Source organism: Hyphomicrobiales bacterium (assembly GCA_017642935.1).
Lineage (GTDB): Bacteria > Pseudomonadota > Alphaproteobacteria > Rhizobiales > MH13 > MH13.
Genome location: JAEPOK010000001.1, coordinates 1,634,552 through 1,656,192 on the forward strand (window position 1 = coordinate 1,634,552; position 21,641 = coordinate 1,656,192).

At 60.8% G+C, this 21,641-nt stretch carries 20 protein-coding genes; 7 read left to right on the forward strand and 13 right to left on the reverse strand.

The features are described from left to right. Positions 1 to 54: 54 nt before the first annotated feature. Together JJ917_07745 and JJ917_07750 are read right to left on the reverse strand one after the other, a co-directional pair. Positions 55 to 423 carry a winged helix-turn-helix transcriptional regulator gene (locus tag JJ917_07745; GenBank protein ID MBO6698704.1) on the reverse strand — a complete coding sequence of 123 codons (369 nt, stop codon included), beginning with the start codon at positions 421 to 423 and terminating at the stop codon, positions 55 to 57. A 97-nt stretch (positions 424 to 520) separates the two neighbouring features. Next, the gene (locus tag JJ917_07750) at positions 521 to 2,419 is read right to left on the reverse strand and encodes a LysM peptidoglycan-binding domain-containing protein (GenBank protein MBO6698705.1); all 1,899 of its coding nucleotides are present in this window, start codon (positions 2,417 to 2,419) and stop codon (positions 521 to 523) included. A 134-nt stretch (positions 2,420 to 2,553) separates the two neighbouring features. On the opposite strand from JJ917_07750, the gene JJ917_07755 reads away from it, so the two are divergent. Further along, entirely contained in the window at positions 2,554 to 3,159 is a 606-nt protein-coding gene (locus JJ917_07755; GenBank protein MBO6698706.1) for a TIGR00730 family Rossman fold protein, read from the forward strand. 6 nt (positions 3,160 to 3,165) lie between these two features. Here the strand turns inward: JJ917_07755 and JJ917_07760 are convergent, their stop codons facing one another. The 5 genes from JJ917_07760 to JJ917_07780 form a co-directional block, all read right to left on the reverse strand. Then, a complete protein-coding gene (locus JJ917_07760) occupies positions 3,166 to 3,669 on the reverse strand; it encodes an N-acetyltransferase (protein MBO6698707.1) in 504 nt (167 codons plus the stop codon). 16 nt (positions 3,670 to 3,685) lie between these two features. Then, complete coding sequence (locus JJ917_07765; GenBank protein ID MBO6698708.1) at positions 3,686 to 5,308, reverse strand: citramalate synthase; 1,623 nt, start codon at positions 5,306 to 5,308, stop codon at positions 3,686 to 3,688. Positions 5,309 to 5,589: 281 nt separating this feature from the next. Further along, positions 5,590 to 6,054, reverse strand: a complete 465-nt coding sequence (locus JJ917_07770) for a GFA family protein (protein MBO6698709.1) — start codon at positions 6,052 to 6,054, stop codon at positions 5,590 to 5,592. Beyond that, positions 6,051 to 6,524, reverse strand: a complete 474-nt coding sequence (locus JJ917_07775; protein MBO6698710.1) for a GFA family protein — start codon at positions 6,522 to 6,524, stop codon at positions 6,051 to 6,053. Before JJ917_07775 ends, JJ917_07770 begins: the two co-directional genes overlap by 4 nt. Continuing rightward, on the reverse strand, positions 6,521 to 7,918 hold the full coding sequence (locus tag JJ917_07780; GenBank protein ID MBO6698711.1) for a cysteine--tRNA ligase: 1,398 nt from the start codon (positions 7,916 to 7,918) through the stop codon (positions 6,521 to 6,523). Before JJ917_07780 ends, JJ917_07775 begins: the two co-directional genes overlap by 4 nt. A 408-nt stretch (positions 7,919 to 8,326) precedes the next feature. Here JJ917_07780 and JJ917_07785 point away from each other — a divergent pair, with 408 nt between their 5' ends. Together JJ917_07785 and JJ917_07790 are read left to right on the forward strand one after the other, a co-directional pair. Continuing rightward, entirely contained in the window at positions 8,327 to 8,554 is a 228-nt protein-coding gene (locus JJ917_07785) for a hypothetical protein (GenBank protein MBO6698712.1), read from the forward strand. Between the two features lie 127 nt (positions 8,555 to 8,681). Next, entirely contained in the window at positions 8,682 to 9,818 is a 1,137-nt protein-coding gene (locus JJ917_07790) for a DUF2865 domain-containing protein (protein MBO6698713.1), read from the forward strand. 30 nt (positions 9,819 to 9,848) lie between these two features. Here the strand turns inward: JJ917_07790 and JJ917_07795 are convergent, their stop codons facing one another. From JJ917_07795 to JJ917_07805, 3 genes are all read right to left on the reverse strand, one after another. Beyond that, positions 9,849 to 11,198, reverse strand: coding sequence for a glutamate--tRNA ligase (locus tag JJ917_07795; GenBank protein MBO6698714.1), 1,350 nt, complete (start codon positions 11,196 to 11,198; stop codon positions 9,849 to 9,851). Between the two features lies 1 nt (position 11,199). After that, positions 11,200 to 12,906 carry an NAD+ synthase gene (locus tag JJ917_07800; protein ID MBO6698715.1) on the reverse strand — a complete coding sequence of 569 codons (1,707 nt, stop codon included), beginning with the start codon at positions 12,904 to 12,906 and terminating at the stop codon, positions 11,200 to 11,202. Positions 12,907 to 12,967: 61 nt separating this feature from the next. Next, positions 12,968 to 13,765, reverse strand: a complete 798-nt coding sequence (locus JJ917_07805) for a dioxygenase (GenBank protein MBO6698716.1) — start codon at positions 13,763 to 13,765, stop codon at positions 12,968 to 12,970. A gap of 245 nt (positions 13,766 to 14,010) precedes the next feature. On the opposite strand from JJ917_07805, the gene JJ917_07810 reads away from it, so the two are divergent. Beyond that, positions 14,011 to 14,565 (forward strand): septation protein IspZ, encoded by a 555-nt coding sequence (locus JJ917_07810; GenBank protein ID MBO6698717.1) that lies wholly within the window; start codon positions 14,011 to 14,013, stop codon positions 14,563 to 14,565. Between the two features lie 77 nt (positions 14,566 to 14,642). Here JJ917_07810 and JJ917_07815 read toward each other — a convergent pair whose 3' ends face one another. Further along, on the reverse strand, positions 14,643 to 16,052 hold the full coding sequence (locus JJ917_07815; protein ID MBO6698718.1) for a 3-deoxy-7-phosphoheptulonate synthase class II: 1,410 nt from the start codon (positions 16,050 to 16,052) through the stop codon (positions 14,643 to 14,645). A gap of 206 nt (positions 16,053 to 16,258) precedes the next feature. On the opposite strand from JJ917_07815, the gene JJ917_07820 reads away from it, so the two are divergent. Together JJ917_07820 and JJ917_07825 are read left to right on the forward strand one after the other, a co-directional pair. Next, a complete protein-coding gene (locus JJ917_07820) occupies positions 16,259 to 16,984 on the forward strand; it encodes a VIT1/CCC1 transporter family protein (GenBank protein MBO6698719.1) in 726 nt (241 codons plus the stop codon). A 22-nt stretch (positions 16,985 to 17,006) separates the two neighbouring features. Next, complete coding sequence (locus JJ917_07825) at positions 17,007 to 18,137, forward strand: carboxylate-amine ligase (protein MBO6698720.1); 1,131 nt, start codon at positions 17,007 to 17,009, stop codon at positions 18,135 to 18,137. A 12-nt stretch (positions 18,138 to 18,149) separates the two neighbouring features. Here JJ917_07825 and JJ917_07830 read toward each other — a convergent pair whose 3' ends face one another. Next, positions 18,150 to 19,046 (reverse strand): peptidoglycan-binding protein, encoded by an 897-nt coding sequence (locus tag JJ917_07830; GenBank protein ID MBO6698721.1) that lies wholly within the window; start codon positions 19,044 to 19,046, stop codon positions 18,150 to 18,152. Next, a complete protein-coding gene (locus JJ917_07835) occupies positions 19,039 to 20,934 on the reverse strand; it encodes a PAS domain-containing sensor histidine kinase (GenBank protein MBO6698722.1) in 1,896 nt (631 codons plus the stop codon). The genes JJ917_07830 and JJ917_07835 overlap by 8 nt, the downstream gene beginning before the upstream one ends. A 285-nt stretch (positions 20,935 to 21,219) precedes the next feature. On the opposite strand from JJ917_07835, the gene JJ917_07840 reads away from it, so the two are divergent. Then, entirely contained in the window at positions 21,220 to 21,612 is a 393-nt protein-coding gene (locus JJ917_07840; protein MBO6698723.1) for a DUF5330 domain-containing protein, read from the forward strand. Positions 21,613 to 21,641: the final 29 nt, after the last annotated feature.

A 21,641-nucleotide genomic window follows, 5' to 3' on the forward strand; every position in this document is an offset into this window, starting at 1 on the left:
GCTTTTCGCCCTGTTGTTTGTTTTGCGAGGTATCGGCGGCAATCGCCATAGGGCTTACGCCTTCTTGAAGGATTGGGTGGCGGGCAGCGTTTCGGCTGCGCCAGACGTTTTCAGGGTCGAGAACGCATCTAAGGCGGCCGCAAGGGCGCTGGCGTTCACATTGAAGTAGCTTTCCACGCCGCAGGTCGTGCGGGTGACGAGCCCGGCATCTACCAACACGCGTAAATGCTGTGAGACGGTGGATTGGGCCAGGGTCATGTCACGCTGGGACAGGTCACGGACAAGGTGCCCGCAGCAGCAGCGCTCGGCCGATAAAGCGCGCAAAAGCGCAAGCCGCGCCGGATGGGCGAGCGCCTTGGCGGTGCGCGCCAGGGCCTCATCATCGGCTGCGCACGACACCCTGTATTGCGGTGGAGGTTTCATCGTCATCTGCCGATGAAATAGTCCCGCCGCATCAACGCGACAACCCCATGGGTAGTAACCCGTGGCCTAGCGCCCTTGGGTCGGCCGACGGTAAGGCCTAGTTTTGAACGACGTCCGGGCCGGGGATCTGGTCCGGTTCAAGCGCTTCAACGCCCGGCACTTCGCCCCACTCTTCCTGCGGTGTCGGCAGATCAAACACCTGACCGGGGAAGATCAAAGCAGGATCGCGGATTTGGTCGCGATTGGCATCATAAATCGACGTGTACCGGATGCCTTGACCGAAGACCCGGCGCGATAGGCGCCAAAGGTTGTCACCGCGGCGGATGATGACGCGTCCGGTGTCAAGCACGGACACGCGCTCGGTGTTCGTGGCCGCAGGCGTCGATGCTGCGACTTCAACATTGGATGCGGGTTCGCTCGCCGCTGTTTCGCTGGTGCTAGCGGGTGTGGTGGTCGGCGCCGTGGCCGCCGTTTCGGTCTCAGTGGTGGCCGACTCCGTTTCCGCTGTCTCCGTTGTCGTGCCTGCGGTCGTCGCACTGTCGGTGGCTGATTGGACCGCGTCTGCAACCTCGCTGGCGGTCTCAGCGATGGCATCACCTGCTGCTTCGGCCACGTCGGCGGCCGTTTCGCTCAAGCTTTCGGCGGCTCCTGAAGTGGCGTCGGCGACGGCCTCTCCGGCAGCTGATGCGGTTTCAGCAACCGTCTCAGCGGCCTCCGAAGCCGCGTCCGCAGCAACTGCAGCCATTTCGATGCCTGGCATTTCGAACGGAACTTCGGCACGGGCGATCACAGCGGCCGAGCCCGTGGCGAGCGCGTCGGCGCGGACGGTGACGTCGCCCGTGGCGTCGCGCAACGTGCCTTCAAAAAGATAACGGCCCTGCTCGCCGGTGATAGTTTCGCCAAGCAGTTCATTGTCCTGATAGAGGCGGATAATTGTGCCGGGAATGGAAGCCCCAGCGATCCAAATCTCCTGGCCTTCAAGCTCTATGGCGTCGACAACGACAAACGGAGAGACGACATCGGTTTCAACTGTTGCCTCAGGCTCGGCGCGTGCAGCGGTATCAACTTCAGCAGTTGTTTCCGTCTCTGACGGAGTTGCATCGGCGGTTTCATCCGCTGCTGATGTTGGTTCGGCAACCGAAGCGACTTCCGTCGCGCCAGCCTCGGCCTCCGGTGCTTCCCGCTCGATGATTTCAACCGGCTCGCCTGGACGCAGCACGCCGACAAGGAAACCGGCCTCATTGCCTTCCTCGGGCAGCACAAGCGCCACCTGCTCATCAGATTGCGCTTCGCGGTTACCGTCCGGATCGATCACGACCACTTCCAGCGTTCCCTCACCGCTCGGCAGGGCCTCTTCTGGCACCAGCACGAAGTCTCCGCCCTCGGTTACTTCAGCTTCGGCGACGACCTCATTGTTGTAGACAAGGCCGACGCGTTCGCCTTGCGGCGCATTGCCGGCAATCAACACTTCACCAGAGGGCTCGACACGCACGACATCGAGAACCGGCGTCGTGCCAGGCTCAGAGGCGGTTTCGGGTAGGTCGCTGCCAAGGTTTTGCAGAACCTCTTGCGCGGCCTCTTCGGTGAGCATGGCCGTCTCGGTCATTTCGTCCGCCATGGTCTCCGCCATGTCTTCGGTGGCTTCGCCGGCTGCCTCTGACGCCGAATCAGCTGTTTCCGTCGCAGTCTCCGTCACGGCGTCGGCGGCGCCTTCGGCCAAGTCGGTAACGGCGTCAACGGCGCTGTCAGCCGTTTCGGCGACGGCATCTGCGGCGCCTTCGGCCGTCTCGGCCATAGCCTCTGCAGCTTCTTCAACAGCGGTTTCAGCGGATTCAGGAACCAAAGCCAGAGCGTCGGACGGTTCAGCGCTTTCTTCCGCTGCCTGCTGCGTTGCAGCATTGCGATCAGCGAAATAATCGCCCAGATACGTTGAACCGAGATAGAGCGCGCCACCAACCGCCAGCAGGGCCACAGCGCCTACGACACCAGAGTTCATCACATTTCCTTCACAAAGGCCGAGTCTCCCGGGTTTAGTACCGTTTTGCAGTGCACGCAAGGAACGCGGAACCGGCACGGGACCTAAGGATAACGGCGGTTGACGCTTGCTTTGGCCGGTGTCACTCAAGGGCCATGAGCAAATTGACTTCAGTGTGCGTGTATTGCGGCTCACGCACCGGCCAAAATCCGGCCTATGAAACAGCCGCCCAAAACCTCGGCGAGGCTTTGGCGTCTTCCAACATACGGCTTGTCTATGGCGGCGGATCGGTCGGTCTGATGGGCACCGTTGCGCGCGCCTGTCTGGACGCAGGCGGCAAGGTGACCGGGGTTATCCCGCGCTTCCTGGAAGAGCGTGAGGTTATGCTGCGCCGCGTCGAAGATCTGGTGATCACCGACGATATGCATGAGCGCAAGCGCCGCATGTTCGACGAAGCCGATGCCTTTGTTGCCCTGCCCGGCGGCATTGGCACGCTGGAAGAGGTGGTCGAAATGATCACCTGGGCACAGCTCGGCCGCCACAAAAAGCCAGTGCTGCTGGCCGATATTGGCGGGTTCTGGGCCCCGCTGACCGAGTTAATGGATCACATGATCGATGAGGGATTCATCACTCAGCAGACCATGATCCGCTATCTCATCACCGAAGATGTCAGCGAGATCGTGCCAAAGCTACGCGATGAGGTCGCCGCGCTGTCAGAGGCAGCCTTGGAGGGCGACGAGGACACGCTGGAGCGGTTGTAGACCTACTCACACCCAGAGCTTGGGGTTGTCCCATACCGGGGGCACTTTCAACTGCCCCTCGCCCAAATTCTCATCGCCCAAGGCCAAGGATTGCCAAGCGCCCGCCCACTCGTCCGGCAAGGGATGCGGCGGGGATAGGTTTGGCTCGGCCACGAATCCGAAACGGCCGTAATAGGCTGGGTCACCAAGAACCAGAACGCCAGCGACACCCTGTTTGCGCAGGCGCGCCAACCCTTCGCGGACCAAGGCCCCGCCCCAACCTTGCTTCTGCCATTTTGGGTGGATCGCCAGCGGGCCGAGCAAAGCAAGCGGCCGGCGATCGTCAGAAATGGTGCATGGCGTGAAGGCGACGTGCCCAATGATCGCGTCGGACTGGTCAAGCACCAGGGACAGCACATCGGGCTCCACCTCTAGGCTGCGCATCAAGGCGAGCAAATCCTCATCTGGAAAGGCTGCGGGGTAGAGCGCTTCTAGCCCTGGAAGGTCTGTCGGTTTGCTTTCGCGCGCCATCGGGCAGGTCATGGGATTACTCCGCTGCCGGCGCGAGCATCAGCCCGTCGGCGCGCATCAGCTTGGTGATGATGGAGTCTTCCAGCGCCTGGAAACTGGCATCGACAATGTTCTCCGACACGCCAACCGTGTACCAACGCTCGCCAGTCACCGTGTCTTCGCTCTCGATCAACACACGCGTTATAGCTGCCGTACCGGCGTTCAGGATACGCACCTTGTAGTCCACCAGTTCCAGGGACTCGATCACCGATTGAAAACGCCCGAGGTCCTTGCGCAGGGCGTTGTCGAGCGCGTTGACCGGGCCGTTGCCCTCGGCCACCGACATCAGCCGCTCACCGTCCACTTCCACCTTCACGACAGCCTCGGAGAGGTCGATCTCCTGGCCGAGCGCGTTGAAGCGGCGCTCCACGGCCACCTTGTAGCTGTCGACTTTGAAATAGCTCGGTACGGTACCAAGGCGATGCATGGCGAGCAGCGCCAGCGAGGCGTCAGCCCCCTCATAACTGTAGCCAGAGGCCTCGCGCTCTTTGAGTTCGGCAAGCAGATCGTTCAAACGCGCGTCTTTTGGATCGACATCGAGACCAAGGCGCGTGAGCTCGGCGACCAGATTGGATTTGCCCGCCTGGTCCGACACCAGAACCCGGCGCGTGTTGCCCACCGTTGCAGGCGGGATGTGCTCATAGGTTTCTGGCTCTTTCAGCACCGCCGAGGCATGGATCCCGGCCTTGGTGGCAAAGGCACCAGCACCGACATAGGGCGCATGGCGATCCGGCGCGCGGTTCAAAATTTCATCAAACGCGCGGCTGGTCACCGTGAGCTTGGCGAGCTGCTCCGGCGTCACGCCGATCTCAAACGCGCTGGCGTAGGGTTCTTTCAACATCAGCGTCGGGATGAGGCTGGTGAGGTTGGCGTTCCCGCAGCGCTCTCCGATGCCGTTCAGCGTGCCCTGGATCTGGCGCACGCCCGCGCGCACTGCCGCCAGTGCGTTTGCTACCGCCTGCTCGGTGTCATTGTGTGGATGGATGCCAAGATGCGTGCCTGGCACCTTTTCCATCACGGTCTTGACGATCGCTTCGATTTCATCGGGCTGCGTACCGCCATTGGTGTCGCATAGCACTACCCAGCGCGCGCCCGCCTGGAAGGCGATCTCTGCGCAGGCCAGCGCATAGTCCGGGTTGGCCTTGTAGCCGTCAAAAAAGTGCTCGCAATCGACCATCGGCTCCTTGCCGGCGGCGAGCGTCGCCATGACGCTGTCCTGAATGCAGGCAAGGTTTTCCTCGTTGGTGGTCTTCAGCGCCACGCGGACATGATAGTCCCAGCTCTTGGCCACGAAGCAGATGGCGTCACCGGCCGCATCGATCAGCGCTTTCAGACCTGGGTCGTTGGAGGTGGACACACCGGCTCGCCGCGTCATGCCGAAGGCTGTGAACGTGGCGTTTTGGGTGCGTTTTTCTTCGAAGAAGGCACTGTCGGTCGGGTTGGCACCAGGATACCCGCCCTCGACATAGTCGACACCCAACTCATCCAGCATCCGCGCGATGGTGATCTTATCGTCCAGCGAGAAATCGATGCCGGTCGTCTGCTGGCCGTCGCGCAGTGTCGTGTCGAAGAGATACAATCTCTCTTTCTGGTCAAGCATTGTGGGTTCTCCCCGCGACGGCCGTCTTTTGTTTGCGTGTGCTCAGGGCTTTGCCCTTGCGCGCAACGCGAGCGCGCAGCGTCGCATCAAACAGGTAGAGGCGTTCTTTGGTCATTGGACCGGTCCTTTGCCGTCATCCCTGTGGGTCCGCGAGCCACAGGTCTCGCTACCATCACAGGGATCTATTCCTGTGCAGGCACTGGCAACACCCTGGTTCGGATGACGTGATGGAATGGATCCCCGCCACAAGGGCGAGGATGACGGATGAGGATATGGCGCACTCATCCCTTCATCTCCCACGTTTCTGTGTCGTGGTCAGGGTGCTGCCGCGAGACAATGCGGGCGTTCCAGGCGTCATTCTCGTCTCGGCGCTGCGGGTCGGCGTCAGGAATGGTGTGGAGGTGCATAACCGTCTCATGCCTGTCGGTCACGTTGGCGTGGTACTCAATCGGTGCAACAGAGGGATCATCAAGAGAGCCGATCGCCACTTCCACGATGTCGTCCGTCTCAAGCGTCAGCGGCGTGCCGCACTGCGCACAGAAACCGCGATTGGACAGGTTGGAGGACGCAAACAGGCCACGTTCGCCGCGCGTCCACTCAAACCCTTCCACCTCGACAAGCGGCGCGAAGTAGTTGCCCATCGCCTTCTGGCACATGCGGCAATGGCAGATGGACGCCCGGCCAAGGGATGAGAACCGATAGCGCACGGCGCCACATTGGCAGCCGCCTGTGTAAGGACCGCTCATCGCTTCGCCTCCCAGCTTTCCGTGTCGCGGTCGGGATGCTGGTGGTTGGTGGCGTCGATCACCGGCGACAGAGCATCGCGGTCCACTTCTTTGGAGCCAAGATCACCAAGCCGATGGAAAAACGGCACACGGCCCGCTTCGCCATCGTTCATCTCCGGCGGCAGGGCGGCAGGGTCATCGAGGCTGCCCAGGGTGAAAGCCATGCCTTTGGAATCAAGCGTATCGAAGAACAGCGGTGTGCCGCAGTTCCCGCAAAAACCACGACGCACCGGATCGGAGGAATGGAACCAAGACGGCTGGCCACGTGTGATCGTGAGCGTGTCGCCCGGTGCCCAGGCGAGCGGCAGGAAGTAATTGCCGGAAGCCTTCTGGCACATACGGCAATGGCAGAGATGCGGCGTTTCGGGCGTGCCGGTCACGCGGTAGCGCACCGCGCCGCACTGGCACCCACCGGAAAGCGAGGCGTTCATCGCTTCACCTCCCAGGTCGTGATGCGCTCGCCCGTCTCCGGGTCTTTGCCGTCTTTCAGTTGGATGCCTTTTTGCGCCAGCGCGTCGCGAATGCGGTCGGCGTTGCTCCAGTCTTTGTTGGCGATAAAGCCGAGGCGTGTAGCGACTTCACGGTCGATAATTTCCGCTTCGGCGGGCGAAAGCTCAACGCTGGGTACAGCCGCCTTGGAAACGCCCAGCACCGCTGCGGCGGCTGCAAACGCAGCCGTGTCGCGCCCGCACAAACGCTGCATACCCTGGAGCGCCGCAGGCGTGTTCAAATCATCCAATAAGGCTTCAAACACTTCGGGTGGGCACGGCGTATCGCTGGTTTCGGGCTCGGGCCATTTGGCCATCAGGTTTTCCGCCTCTTCCAGCCGCTTGACAGAGAAATCCAGCGGCTCGCGATAGTGGGTCATGAGGAGTGCGAGGCGAACCACTTCGCCCGGCCATTTGCGGCCACCCACTTTCTCGGTATTCAGCACATCATGAATGGTGACGAAGTTACCCTCTGACTTCGACATCTTGCGGCCTTCGACCTGCACAAAGCCATTGTGCAGCCAGGTGTTGGCCATCTTCTCCGTCCCATGGGCGCAGCAGCTTTGGGCGATCTCATTTTCATGATGGGGGAAGATCAGGTCCAGCCCGCCGCCATGAATGTCGAACGTTTCGCCCAGATGGTGGGCGCTCATCACCGAGCATTCGATGTGCCAGCCCGGACGCCCCCTACCCCAGGGGCTGTCCCAGCCTGGCTCTTCGGCTGAGGACTGTTTCCAGAGCACAAAGTCACCGGGGTTCTTTTTGTGGCCCTCAACATCGACACGCGCGCCGGCCTTCTGCTCATCCAGATTGCGTTTCGAGAGCGCGCCATATCTCGGCCCGGATGATCCGTCCATGCTCGCAGTGTCGAACAGCACCTCCTTGCCCTCCGGGCCGTCGGCGACATAGGCATTGCCCTTGGCGATCAGCGTTTCGATCATCACGATCATACCGCCGATATGTTGGGTGGCGCGCGGCTCTTCGCTTGGCTGAAGGCAGCCCAGCGCTTCCAGATCAGCATGGTATTGCGCGGTGGTTTTTTCGGTCACCCGCGCAATCGCCTCGTTCAGCGGCAGATCGGGGAAGTCGCGCGCAGCGCGCGCGTTGATCTTGTCATCGACGTCGGTGATGTTGCGCACATAGGTGACGTGATCCTCGCCATAGACATGGCGGAGCAGACGAAAGAGCACGTCGAACACCACCGCGGGGCGGGCATTGCCGATATGGGCAAAATCATAAACCGTCGGTCCGCACACATACATGCGCACGTTCGTTTCATCGATCGGAACGAAGGGTTCCTTGGTGCGGGTAGCGGTGTTGGTGAACTGCAAGGTCATTTCGCTCTTTCCATTGCCAGAAATCTGGCCATACCACGTCGTTCATCGCCGCTGGCGAGGAACCGTTTTTAGTAGGATGGGAGCAAAACGGGGCCGTGCCAGCGATGGGTGCGCTAGCTGCAAATCTCATCTGCGCCAATGACTGCAATTGCAACCAAGTTGGCAAGGGTTTGATAATCACACGGCCTAAACATGGCCTTTTCCCTGCCGTGTTTTGAGCAAACTCGTCAAGCCTTAATCCATTTGTCAGTGCAGGTGTGCAGGTTGCGTTGAGCGACACATGCGCACCGAAGGTGTGATGAACAACACGGCGCGCCGGATGGGGCTGGTGCAGTGTGCCGCAACTTGAGATCCGCAATCGGCAACCTCCGCCAAGAGAGGGGTCGATCGATCAGGGAAGGTTACAGCATGAGTCTGACTCACGAGGAAAGCCGTTTGTTCGCAATGCTTTGGCTGAAGGCCGGCGAGAATGCCGTGCTCGAAGTCGAGGATGCGAAAGAGGTCGCCGCCTACACGGCCAAGTCCACCGAGATGGGTCTGACGCCCTGCGCCCGCGAACGGCTGCAACCCTTCGATCTGCGCCCTTTTGCACGCGTTCAAGCCCGCCAAGACCAGTATTCATCCTGGGTTCATTAAGCCTGCCCTAAGGTTCGACCAACCTTTGGCTAACCCTGCTATGATAGGGTCGGCAAAGGTCGGAACGCAGAGGTCGGTTTGGGCGTTGAGCGCTCGGCGCGATGCGAGTTCGGCAACCGATGGATGGATGAACGTGACGGCAAACGCCAAACACGATTGGACACAGGCTCTTAAGCGGCGCTCCAGGAAGCTGGGGCTGTCGTTCGGTGCGGTGTTTTTTGCCATCGGTCTGGGCTTCACCACGCAAGCCCAAGCTCAAAATTCTTGCGCACGTATCCAGGGTGAGCTCGCCGCCCTGCACAATGGCGGTGGCGGCGGGTCCGGCCAATTGCAACAAGCCGTCAACCAGCAGATGCGCGAACTGGCGCGGGCGCAAGGCGCCTATGACCGGTTCCAGTGCGCCTTTGGCGCATCACCGCAATGTGGATCGATCGTGGCAACCCTCACCCAGATGCAGGCCAACTTGAGCCAGATGCAGCGTCAATTGGCGCGCTCCGGCGGCGGGCGTGACATGGCGCGGATCGCCGAGTTGGAGCGGGTCTTTGCCACCCAATGCGGACCGGGCCAGAGACAACAGCAAATTCAACAAGCGGTTCAGCCGGGCAATCTGCTGGAAGCGATCTTCGGCATTCGCTCGCAGCCGACCTATGTGGCGCGCCGACCGGCCGATCCGTCCGGCATCGTGTTTCCGGGCCAGCCCTCTGGTCGCGGTTTCGACCGGCCGGGCGAGTTTCTGCGCGAGCCGGAGTATCGCGGCTGGGGCGGCACCTACCGCACCATGTGCGTGCGCACGAGTGACGGTTTCTATTGGCCGATCAGCTTTTCAACGACGCGCGACCGGTTCGATGAGGATCGCGGCCTCTGCGCCGCCATGTGCCCGGGAACGAGTGTCGAACTTTACGCTTATCGCAATCCCGGTGAGCAGGTTGACGCCATGATCAACACGCTGACCGGCGAGCCTTACACCACGCAAGGCTATGCGTTTGCCTACCGGGAGAATTTCGACCCGGACAATCGCTGCACGCCCTCGGCGGCGGTGCTCGAAGAATTGCGGGCGGCCAATGGATCTGCCGCCACGGGACCGACCGGTCCGCAGGTTCCACAGCCGACGGCGCGGCCGGACATGGCCAGCGATCCGGAGACACGTGCACTCGACGATGCGGGGGTGAGTTTTTCCGCTCTACGCTCCCTCACCCGTCCAGAACAGGATGGCGAGCAAATGGTTCGCAGGGTCGGACCTGACTATGGATATTTCGCCAACTAATCGTCGCGACGTTCTTGGGGTTTGTCGCGACTAACGGGCGGCTTGTTCCAGACGGTCTAGCACTTTGTCGCGACCAAGCAGAACGATGATCGGACCCATTTCGGGACCGCGCTCCATGCCGGTGAGTGCCTTGCGCAACGGCATGAAAAGACCCTTGCCCTTGCGTCCGGTCTCTGCCTTCAGCGCGCCCGTCCATACACCCCAGGTTTCCGACGTGATGGCGCCCTCAGGCAGCTGAGCAATAGCCGTCTGGATGTAGGCGACATCATCGTTTTCCAGATTGGATTCAACGCTTTGCGCGTTGAGCATCTGCCACCAGGCCTCGGCATCCTGAGGGGCGTTGCAGTTCTTGCGCACCGCCAGCCAGAAGTCCGCCTGGAGGTCGTTGGGAACGCCGATCTGCTCGAGCGTGTCGGCCACATCCGCCGGCTCCAGGGCATGGACCATCTGGGCGGAAAAGTCCGCGATCTGCTTCGGCTCAAAGCGCGCCGGGCCAGAAGAAACCTTCGACAAATCAAAGTCTTCGGCCAGGGCCGCCAGGCTCTCGCGCGGCGCAATGGCCATCGAAGTCCCGACCAGGGTTGCGACGCTGGCCACCGCCATGGGCTGGGTGCCCTCCTCCCGCAAAGCCTTCAATGACAGAGATCCTTCACGCTTGGAAAGGGCCGACCCATCGGCAGCGATCAGCAGATTGTGGTGCCCCCATTGCGGCGCGCTGGCGCCAAGGGCCTCGAAGATCTCGATCTGCGTACCAGTGTTCGACACATGATCCTCACCGCGGATCACATGGGTGATGGCGAAGTCGATGTCGTCGATGATTGAGGGCAGTGTGTAAAGATAGGTGCCGTCTTCGCGGATCAGCACGGGATCAGATTGCGATGCGGTATCAATGGCTTGCGGGCCTTTGCAGAGATCGTTCCACTCCACACGCTTGCCGGTCAGTTTGAAGCGCCAATGAGGCGTCCGGCCTTCAGCTTCCAGCTCTTTGCGCTCTTCATCGGATAGGTTCAGCCCTGTGCGATCGTAGATCGGCGGCTTGCCAAGGGCCATCTGACGCTTGCGCTTATAGTCCAGCTCTTCGGCGGTCTCATAGCAGGCATATAGCAGGCCCTTGGCCTTCAACTCGTCGCGCACACCATCATAGCGAGCCATGCGCGCTGACTGCTTTTCCAGCCGGTCGACTTTAATGCCGAGCCAGGCGATGTCCTCTTGGATGGTGTCGGCGAATTTCTGGGTCGAGCGGGCGGTGTCGGTGTCGTCCAGGCGCAGCACGAACTGGCCACCAGTCTTCAACGCAAACAAAGCGTTGAACAAAGCCGTACGGGCATTGCCGATGTGCAGATAGCCCGTTGGAGACGGGGCGAAACGAACAACAGTCATACTAATCCGAAGTGCCTGAGGGATGGGCCGGATCGCGGCGGTCCCGGAAGCGGTTGGTTATGGGATAACGCCGGTCACGGCCAAAGGCGCGGCTGGTGAGTTTCACGCCAGGCGCAGCCTGCCGACGCTTGTACTCGGCGATATAAAGCAAATGCTCGATCCGCCCAACCGTTTCCACTTCATAGCCGTCGGCGACGATATCGCTGATCGATTTTTCGTCCTCCACCAGCCCGCGCAAAATACCATCGAGCACGTCATATTCGGGCAGCGAGTCCTGGTCGGTCTGGTCGGGGCGCAGCTCGGCGGACGGCGCCTTGGTGATGATCCGCTCGGGGATCACTTCGCCGGCCGGTCCGCGCAGTTCATCAGGATGATGGCCATTGCGCCAGGCAGCCATCCGGTAGACATCGGTTTTGTAGACGTCTTTGATTGGGTTGAAGCCGCCGTTCATATCGCCATAAAGCGTGGCATACCCCACTGACATTTCAGACTTATTGCCTGTGGTAACCACCATCGAGCCGAACTTGTTCGACAGTGCCATTAGGATCGTACCGCGTGTACGGGACTGCAGGTTTTCCTCGGTCACACCGGACTCGGTGCCTTCAAACAAGGGGCCAAGCGCGCTGAGAAACCCCTCAACCGGCGCATGGATTTCCACGACGTCGTAGCGCACGCCGAGCGCCTTGGCGCAGGCCTCTGCATCCTCCAGAGAGTGCTGGGCGGTGTATTCGTAGGGCATCATCACGCAGTGCACGCGGCCTGGACCCAGCGCGTCAACCGCCATGGCCGCGCAGATGGCCGAGTCGATCCCGCCTGACAGGCCAAGCACGACACCGGGAAATCCGTTCTTGTTCACATAGTCGCCAAGACCCATCACGCAGGCGCGCCAGTCGGCCTCCAGATCGTCGGGCAGTTTGGCGAGCGGTCCACGGGCAAATGTCCAGCCTTCGGCTTCGCGCACGGCCTCGACCATCTGAACACCCGACTCGAACTGCGGCATTTGCAGCGCCAGCGTGCGGTCCTTGGCGAGCGCAAACGAGCCGCCATCGAACACCAGCTCATCCTGTCCGCCGAGTTGGTTGATGTAGAGAAGCGGCAAGTCGGTCTCGACGACGCGCTGCACCATGACCTGCTGGCGCTCCTCGTTCTTGGCTTCCCACCAGGGCGAGCCGTTGGGCACGATCAGGAGTTCGGCTCCCGTCTCGGCCAAGCACTCCGGCACGTCTTCTGACCAGGCATCCTCGCACACCGGAACGCCAAGGCGCACGCCGCGAAAATCGATCGGGCCGGGCATGGGGCCAGCATCGAACACGCGTTTTTCGTCAAACACCGAATAGTTGGGTAGATCGACCTTGGCGCGCATCGCCGTGACCTTGCCGCCTTCCATCAGGACGACCGCATTGTACCGTTTGCCGTCATCGGTGAGCCAAGGCGTTCCCATCAAGATCGATGGACCACTGCCCTCGGTTTCCTTAGCCAGTTCCTCACACGCTTCGCGGCAGGCGTGCAGAAAGGCGTTCTTGTCGACTAGGTCTTCCGGCGGATAGCCCGAAATGAACAGCTCGCCGAAGGCGACGAGATCCGCACCCAGCAGCTTGGCTTCCAAGCGCGCGTCGCGGGCCATCAAAACATTGGCGGCCAAATCTCCCATCACGGGGTTCAGCTGTGCGACGGCGATCTTCAGGGAGTTTGGAACAGTGTTGGTCATGCCACCGCTCTAACGCCGCGCTGGGAGGCTTGCAACAACCCTTTTGTTCACTTTGAGCAAATTAGGTGAATCTGTAGGCGTCCCAGGCAAAAACGCCATCAAATTCTGTGGAGTTGTGAATGCGTTCACCCGTTGCGCCCTCGCCCGCCGCGCCATAGGCGGTGAAAAGCGGCATGAGATGTTCATCGGTTGGATGATTGTCTGCCACGTAGGGCGCCTCGCTTTTCCAGTTGGCCAGCGCGCCCTCGTCGCCCTCTGTTAATGCGCCGTGAAACCAGTCTGTGAAGGCGCTGACCTTATGGCCAAACCCCGGCGTTGCCGGTTTGCCGCGCATCAGACCAATCACCTCGCGCAGATTGTGGGTGATATGGCCACTGCCGATCACCAAAACGTTTTCTGCACGCAACGGTGCCAACGCCCGACCAGCACGCAGATGCCATGTGCCGTCTTGATGTGGATCGGTGGATAGCCCAACGACCGGTATGTCGGCCTCAGGGTAAGCCAGGATCAGCGGATTCCACATCCCATGGTCATAGCCACGCTGCTCAACGGTATTGGGTTCGAACCCCGCCGCGTTCAGCAGGCCGACCACCTTATCCGCCAGCGCCGGGTGACCTGGTGCTGCATAGACCATGTCATAAAGTTCAGGTGCAAAGCCGCCAAAGTCATAGATCATTCCCGGGGCAGCATCACGCATGAGGCTTGGCCCTGGCGCTTCGAAGTGGGCCGAGGCGATGACGATGGCGTCGGGTTTGGGCGCGAAACTGGAGAGGCTGCGCAGGAAGTCGCGCGCCGGTGACGGGTCGGTGACCACATTGGGCCCGCCGTGCGACACGAACAAGGTTGGCATTCTGGTCATGGCGTGGCCTTTGTATCGCCTTGCGGACAGGATCAGTGGCCGGACCGTAGACGCGCGGACCGTTGCCAACAAGCCGGCCAATGCGCGACGTGCCGTTCGATGAAACTCAACAATGATCGGGTTGCTACCAGCGGTTTTGGTCCGTTGCGCTGCGACCCTACGATTGTTGCGCGCGCCACATTTCCGCTGCTACTTACGGCCATTCGGTGCCGAAGCCCTCCCCCTTAACCAAGGATAAGTCAGACTTGGATCGTCGCCTTCTTCTCGAGTTTCTGCCAGGTCTGGTCTTTTTGGCCATCAACGCTGTTTCGACCCTTTACGTGGCAACGGCTGCGGCCATTCTGGCCGCCATCGTTGCGGTGTTGTTGCGCTATCGTATCGATGGCCAATTGCCGTTTTTGGCGATTTCGACCGTTCTGCTCTCGGTTGTCATGTTGGGCGCTGGGCTTGTGCAGGACGATGAACGTTTTATCAAAATCAAACCAACGATTGGCGGCGTTTCATTCGCGCTGATTTTGACCGCTGGAATGCTGGCGAGACCGAGTATGTTGCAGCGGTCGATGGGCTACAAGCTGGAGATGATCCCAACCGGGTGGACCGTTCTGCACTTTGCCTGGATCGGCCTTGCGCTTACGCTGGCTGGTGCTAACGAACTTGTGTGGCGCAACACCTCCACCGATCTCTGGGTCACTTACAATGTCGCATCAGGGCCGGTGACATTCGGCATCTACTTTGCCATCACCTATGCGGTGGCCTGGTGGTACTGGGATGAAGATGAGGACGAGGAACAAGCCGCTTAGCTGGCGGTTCGTCATCCGAACGTTCAACAAAAAAAGCGGAGCCGAAGCCCCGCTTTTTCGGTGATGAGTGCGGTTGATTACACCGCCTGAGGCAGTTCCACCGGCGCGCTGGTGCGGCCCTTTTTGAGGCGCTCCGACACCAAGAACGCCAGCTCCAGTGCCTGGTCAGCATTGAGGCGCGGGTCGCAATGGGTGTGGTAGCGGTCCTGCAAGTCCTCAGCGGTAATGGCGCGGGCGCCACCCATGCATTCGGTGACATTCTTGCCTGTCATTTCCACATGGATGCCGCCAGGATAGGTGCCTTCGGCCTCGTGAACATCGAAGAAGGCTTCGACCTCGCCAAGGATGCGCTCGAACGGACGCGTCTTGTAATTGTTGGCGGTGATCGTGTTGCCGTGCATCGGATCACAGGACCAAACAACAGATTTGCCTTCACGTTCCACCGCACGGATGAGGTCCGGCAGATGGGCTTCCACCTTGTCGTGGCCGAAGCGGGCAATGAGGGTCAGGCGGCCTGGATCATTGAGCGGGTTCAACCGGTCAATGAGGCGCAGCATATCGTCGGCTTCCATGGAGGGGCCACACTTCATGCCAATCGGGTTGCGCACGCCACGGGCAAACTCGACATGAGCATGGTCGAGCTGGCGCGTGCGGTCGCCGATCCAGATCATGTGCCCGGAGGTCGTGTACCAGGCGTCGGGATCATCGGACGTGGAGTCCTTGCGGGTCATCGCCTCTTCATAGCCAAGCAGCAGTGCTTCATGGCTGGTGTAGAAGTCGGTTTCGCGCAGGCGCGCATATTGATCGGACGTGATGCCGATGGCGCGCATGAAATCCATGGTCTCAGAAATCCGCTGAGCAAGCTCCTGATAGCGCTCGCCTTGCGGGCTGTCGGCGACAAAGCCGAGCATCCATTCCTGAACATTCTCAAGGTTGGCATATCCCCCCGACGCGAAAGCGCGCACCAGGTTCAGCGTGGCCGCCGACTGGCGATAGGCCATGTCCTGGCGGGCCGGATCGGGAATGCGCGAGGCCGCGTTGAAGTCGATGCCATTGATGATGTCGCCGCGGTAGGAGGGCAGCTCTTCGCCATCGCGCTTCTCAATATCGGAGGAACGCGGCTTGGCGAACTGGCCCGCCAATCGACCAACCTTCACAACCGGACGGGCCGAGCCATAGGTCAGCACAATCGCCATCTGCAGGAACGCGCGGAAGAAGTCGCGGATATTGTCCGCGCCATGTTCGGCGAAACTTTCGGCGCAATCACCGCCTTGAAGCAGAAACGCTTCACCTTTGGCCACCCGCGCCAGTTCAGCGCGCAGACTGCGGGCCTCACCTGCAAAAACGAGCGGGGGATAGGAGGCAAGCCGTGCCTCGACATCCTCAACGGCCTGGGCGTCGGGATAGGTCGGAACCTGCAGGATCGGCTTGGAACGCCAGGAACTTGGGCTCCAATCGGCCAGAGGGCGGGACGGCAGTTTCGACATTGGCATAATACTCTCTCCCAAAAACCCTTCGGCCTCACGGGGTAAAACAGACAAAAAGGACGAAGGATGGGCGGTTCCTAATGGAGACCGGCGTCAATTTCAATGATTGCAACACGCCTAACGCCCGCGCGCCGGGTTGATCGAACGCATAGCGGGCTTTGCGGCAACACTATGGAATGGTTCTAAAGAAGCGCTAAGGTGTCATCATGAGCCAGACAGATCACTCTCACACACCTGACGGGATTGCCGAACGCCTGCGCGACGGACACCGGGTCAACTATCTGCAGGACTGGGTTTATGGCGGGATCGACGGTGCCGTGACGACGTTTGCCATCGTTGCCGGCAGTTTAGGCGCGTCGCTGTCAGCGAAGATCATCCTGATACTCGGATTTGCCAATCTGCTGGCCGACGGGCTGTCCATGGCGGCGGGAAACTATCTTGGCACCAAGGCAGACAATGATGACGCCGCGCGGTTGCGCGCAGTCGAGGCGGATCACATTGCACGCTATCCCGATGGCGAGCGCGAAGAGATCCGGCAAATCTTTGCGGCCAAGGGCTTTGCCGGAAAAATCTTAGACGATGCGGTTGAGGTCATCACCGCCAACCGCGAGGTCTGGATCTCCACCATGCTGGCCGAAGAGTATGGCGTTGCGGCTGCCCGGCGCTCGCCGATGCGCGCTGCGATCGCGACCTTCGGCGGGTTTCTGGTCTGCGGACTGGTGCCGCTCGTGCCCTTCCTGTTCGCCGTTCCCAATGCCGGATGGATCGCCTTGGTTGCTACCGCGTTGACCTTTGCGGGCATCGGCTGGGGCAAGAGCCGATGGTCGCTCACCCCCTGGTGGCGGTCCAGTTTGGAAACGCTCGCCATCGGGCTCTCGGCCGCGATCGTTGCATTTGGCATCGGTCACGTCTTGAATGGCGTTTTCACCTAAGGGCTTAGCCCAAGGAATCGGCATGACAAAAACTCCCTCCTTCACCCTGGGCATGGAAGAAGAATATTTGCTGGTGGAGAGGGAAAGCCGAGATTTAGCCGCCAATCCTCCCGAAGCCGCGTTCGAAGCATGCAAGGACGTCCTTGGCGATCAGGTCACGCACGAATTTCTGCGCTGTCAGATCGAGGTTGGGACACCGGTCTGCGAAACGGTGGCCGAAGCCCGCGCGCAGCTTCAACACATGCGCAGCTGCCTCAACGCTGCCAGCGCGCCTTATGGGCTTGCACCGATGGCCGCTTCGACGCATCCGTTCGCCGAGTGGGACCGGCTGATCCATACCGACAAGGAGCGCTACAACGCTCTGGCGGACGATCTGAAAATGGTGGTGGCGCGGCTGGTGATCTGCGGCATGCATGTGCATGTCGGGATCGAGGATGATGATCTGCGTATCGATTTGATGGCCCAGCTCACCTATTTCATGCCGCATCTGCTGGCGCTAACGACTTCGTCGCCCTTCTGGCGGGGGAACGTATCGGGGCTCAAGAGCTACCGCCTGGCGGTGTTTGACGAAATGCCACGCACCGGCCTGCCGGAACAGTTTGCGGGCTATTCGGAGTATCAGCGCACGATCAATACGTTGGTGCGGGTCGGCCTGATCGAGGACGCAACAAAAGTCTGGTGGGACCTGCGACCGTCCGACAAGTTTCCGACCCTGGAAATGCGCATCGCCGATGTGTGCACCAACGTGGCCGATGCCGCGGCCGTGGCGGCGCTTTTTCAATGCCTGACGCGCATGCTCTTCCGATTGCGCGGGAAAAACCAGAAGTGGCGCAGCTACTCGCACTTTCTGATCGAAGAGAACCGCTGGCTTGCCCAACGCCATGGTGTGCAAGGCGAGATGGTCGATTTCGGCCGTGGCGAACTGGTACCGATGACCGAGCTCATTGAGGAGTTGATCGATCTTCTAGATGAAGATGCGCGCGAGCTAGGCTGCGAGGACGAGCTCGCCCATCTGCGCACCATAGGCGAACAAGGAACGTCGGCGGACCGCCAGCTTGCGCACTATCGCGAACGAATAGAGGACGGCGCAACGCCCAAAGAAGCACTGCGCGATGTGGTCGACTTTCTGGTCGCCGAAACGGTGGCGTTTTAGCGCCGGCGCTGCCTAAGATGACGTGATCCGCGTGCCGGTCACGCGCTCGATTTCGCGCAGCAGATCATTGGTAATCTGACCATTTGGCTCAAGCGCGCGGCGCAATTGGAAGCGGCGGATGGCCTCTTCGGTACTCGGTCCGATCACGCCGTCAATGCTGCCGGGCTGATAGCCCATATCGGCCAATACCGCCTGCACCGCAGCGACAAGCGGCTGGGCCGAGCGTGTCGCGGCCGAGGGCGGCAAGGGTTGGTTGGTGCCGGCCGTTGGATTGGGTGTGACCACCGGCGCAAGCAGAGCACCGATCGGATCATTCACCGCGATCGTTTCAACCCGACGCGGCACGGGCGCACTTGGACGTTGCGCGGCGAGTATCGTCGCCGTCGGTTGGATGACGGGCGCTGCCGCAAACTGCGGCCGCGGCGTCGGTGTCGGTACGGCGTAGGGCTGGCGCTCGATCAACGAAGCGATGTCATCCTGCGTCGTTGCCGATTGCAAAGGAATCGAGGCCGTGGCGTCATAGCTGCGCGACGGCGGCACGATTGGTGCCGGAGCCATCGTGATTGCGCGCTCCTGCAACCGACTTCCGTCGAGTGGCAAGGCAAGTGCAGGGGCTTGATCGCGCGTCGAGAGGAGCGGCGCCGGGTGGGCGCCAGGCTGCATGTAGGCGGCGTTCACACCTACGACGGCAAAGGCAACCAGCGCGACGGTGGTGACGGCCAGTTTGCCGGGCGCTGCAAGAATGCGGTCGATCAGGCCGTAGGGCTCGTCGTCATAACCATAGCCGTCATCATACCCATCATCGCCATACGCATCGTGGCCTTGCGCGCCGCGACCCGGCCGATGGTACACATAGCGCTGGTCGAGTGCTTCTTCGCGACCGTCCAGGGTGGGTTCGTGCCTAACCATGAGCGCGCTGCCCTTCTTCTTCAAACAAATCTTGTTGCGGTGAACCGGCGTCCGGCATCAAGTTGCCAGCCTTCTGCGGCTCGGGATTGGCGGCAGAGCGTTCACGCTGGAGCTTGGCGAGGACCACGGTGTTGGCAACGTTGGTTTCGGTTTGGCCATTCGCGCAGGCCTTTGGGCCGTTGAACGGAATGCGCACGGTGACGGTTGTCCCCTCGCCTTCAACACTGGAGATCGAAAGCGATCCGGTGTGGAGTTCGCAAAGCCCTTTGACCACCGAAAGCCCGAGGCCGGTGCCCTGGTGATCGCGGTCATAGGCATTGTTGGCCTGGAAGAACGGCTGGCCGATCTTGCCCAGATCCTTGGCAGCAATCCCAATGCCCGTGTCGATGACCGATAGAACAAGATTGCCGGCATCTTTGCGTGCGCGCAGCGTTATCGTGCCGCCCTTTGGGGTAAACTTGCAGGCGTTCGACAACAGGTTGATCAAAACCTGACGCACCGCGCGCTGATCGGCGACAAGCTCTGGGAGCGTATCGGGCACATCGATTGTTAGCGTCAGGCCGGCCTTTTCAATCTGCTGGCTGACCAGCCGCGTGCAGCGATCCACCACAGTTGTCAGCGAGAACGGCTCGGCGACAATCTGGAAATGGCCAGCATCGAGTTTCGACATGTCGAGCAAATCGTTGACGAGTTGCAGGAGATGGCCGCCGGACTCGCGAATGAGGCCGACATACTCGCGCTGCTGGTCGTTGCCCAACGCTCCGAACACTTCCTCATCGAGAATATCGGCAAACCCGATGATCGCGTTGAGCGGCGTGCGCAACTCATGGCTCATCGTCGCCAGGAAACGGCCCTTTGCGGCATCGGAAGCCTCGGCTTTTTCGCGAGCCAGTGTCAGTTCCGAGGCGCGTTGTTTGACGGCGCTGATGTCGCGTACCAACGCGCAGATTTCACGCTCAGCGGTCGACCCGGGCAGCATAGAAAGATCGATTTCAGCCCAAATGAACCGTTGGGGGGAACCATCTTCGCCGGTGCGAAGCCGAACTTCGACGGTGTCGCGGTTGCCGGTCGCGCTGACCCGGTCAAGTGTCGCCAAAAAGCTTGGGCGATCGGAAACATGAATGCGTTGCATGAGACCGGAGCGCGCCATGCCGCCAGCATCACAATCAAGCACCGAACGCAGGGCGCCAAACGCCTGCAAGACGGTGCCGTCGCGCTCGACGATCAAAAATACATCATGGGTGACCCGGTGAAACTGTTCGATGGCGCGGCGCGCGGCTTGCGCACGCACATCCTTCAAGGAGTTGGCCCGCAGGATGCGTGCCGCAAGGCTGAGCGCGTAGAGCACGCCAAGCGTCGTCATCAGGGTCGCTTGAAACGATGACATGGTAAAGCCCGCACCCATCGGCTTGGCGAGCATCGTTGCCAGGATAAGGCCAACCAGCGTCGCCATGAAGACAAGCTGCGTGTAACCGGCACGCCGCGTTAGCATCGCCTCAATCGGCGCAAGCATGAAGAGGACCAACAAGGGCGACGAAAGACCACCGGTGAGCGACGTGCCCCAGGACAAAAGCCCGATGAAGCACATGGCCGACAGAAACGCGCCTTCGCGAACCCGCTTTGCCAGCGTGAACAGGCCAAGCGCCACCAAATGCGCCGATAGCGCTGCAACGAGCACCATTTGGGCCGTATCACGCATGGCAGTGATCGCGGCCGGCATGGCAAGCGCCAGGCACACCAAAGACCCGATGGATGAAAGATAGAAAAGGGGAGCGTAACGCGGCGTTTCACGCCTGGAAAGGCGCGCACGCTTCGTCCGCTTGGCGACCGCCGCATCGCCGCCATCTGCACCGGTCGGTGCGTTTTCGGTCTGTACGCTGATACTCATCAAACCGCGTCTTGCCTGTGGGCAGAGCTACACTTTCCCAGTGCAAACCCCTTCGACCATCACGCTCGCAGGCAGCCTTGAATGAACGGTAAAGGGCATCGCCTTGCGGCCCATTTGGGTGCTTCAGACGACCGCTTTCCAAGGACCATGGTTAACTCTTGGTTTCGCGGCTCACTCGCAATTGGCTCAACTTTGCCTCAAAGACTGGCTCTAGTTTGCACCGGCATTTCACGGCTGGCTGGTAGTTTCGCGGCAATCGAGCTTCAACGGGACGGACGCTCCACCATGTTTTTGATACGAACAGCTTTTTGGCTCACCTTGATTTTGCTGGTGCTGCCTATCGACCGCGAAGAAGCCGGCATCGCCGGTGGACCAGGCGCGTTGGAAACCTTGTCGGCCATGCAAACGGTCGTCAGCGATATGCGCGGCTTTTGTGATCGCAACCCCGGCGCTTGCGCCACTGGCTCGGCGACCGTCGATGTCTTGCGCCAGAAGGCGGTGTACTCTGCCGGTGTCGTCCAAGGCTGGCTTGCCGACGGAAATGGCGGGCCAACGATCCAGGTGGGCCTGGATGATGACACGCCAGTGCCACCAAGCTCAGTTGATCGCGATGATGTCGCGGCGCTGATCATGGCTGCGGACAATCGCATCCCGGCCAGCGACGCGCCGCCGCTTTGAGGTTTGGTCAGCCTGTTTGAACAATCGGG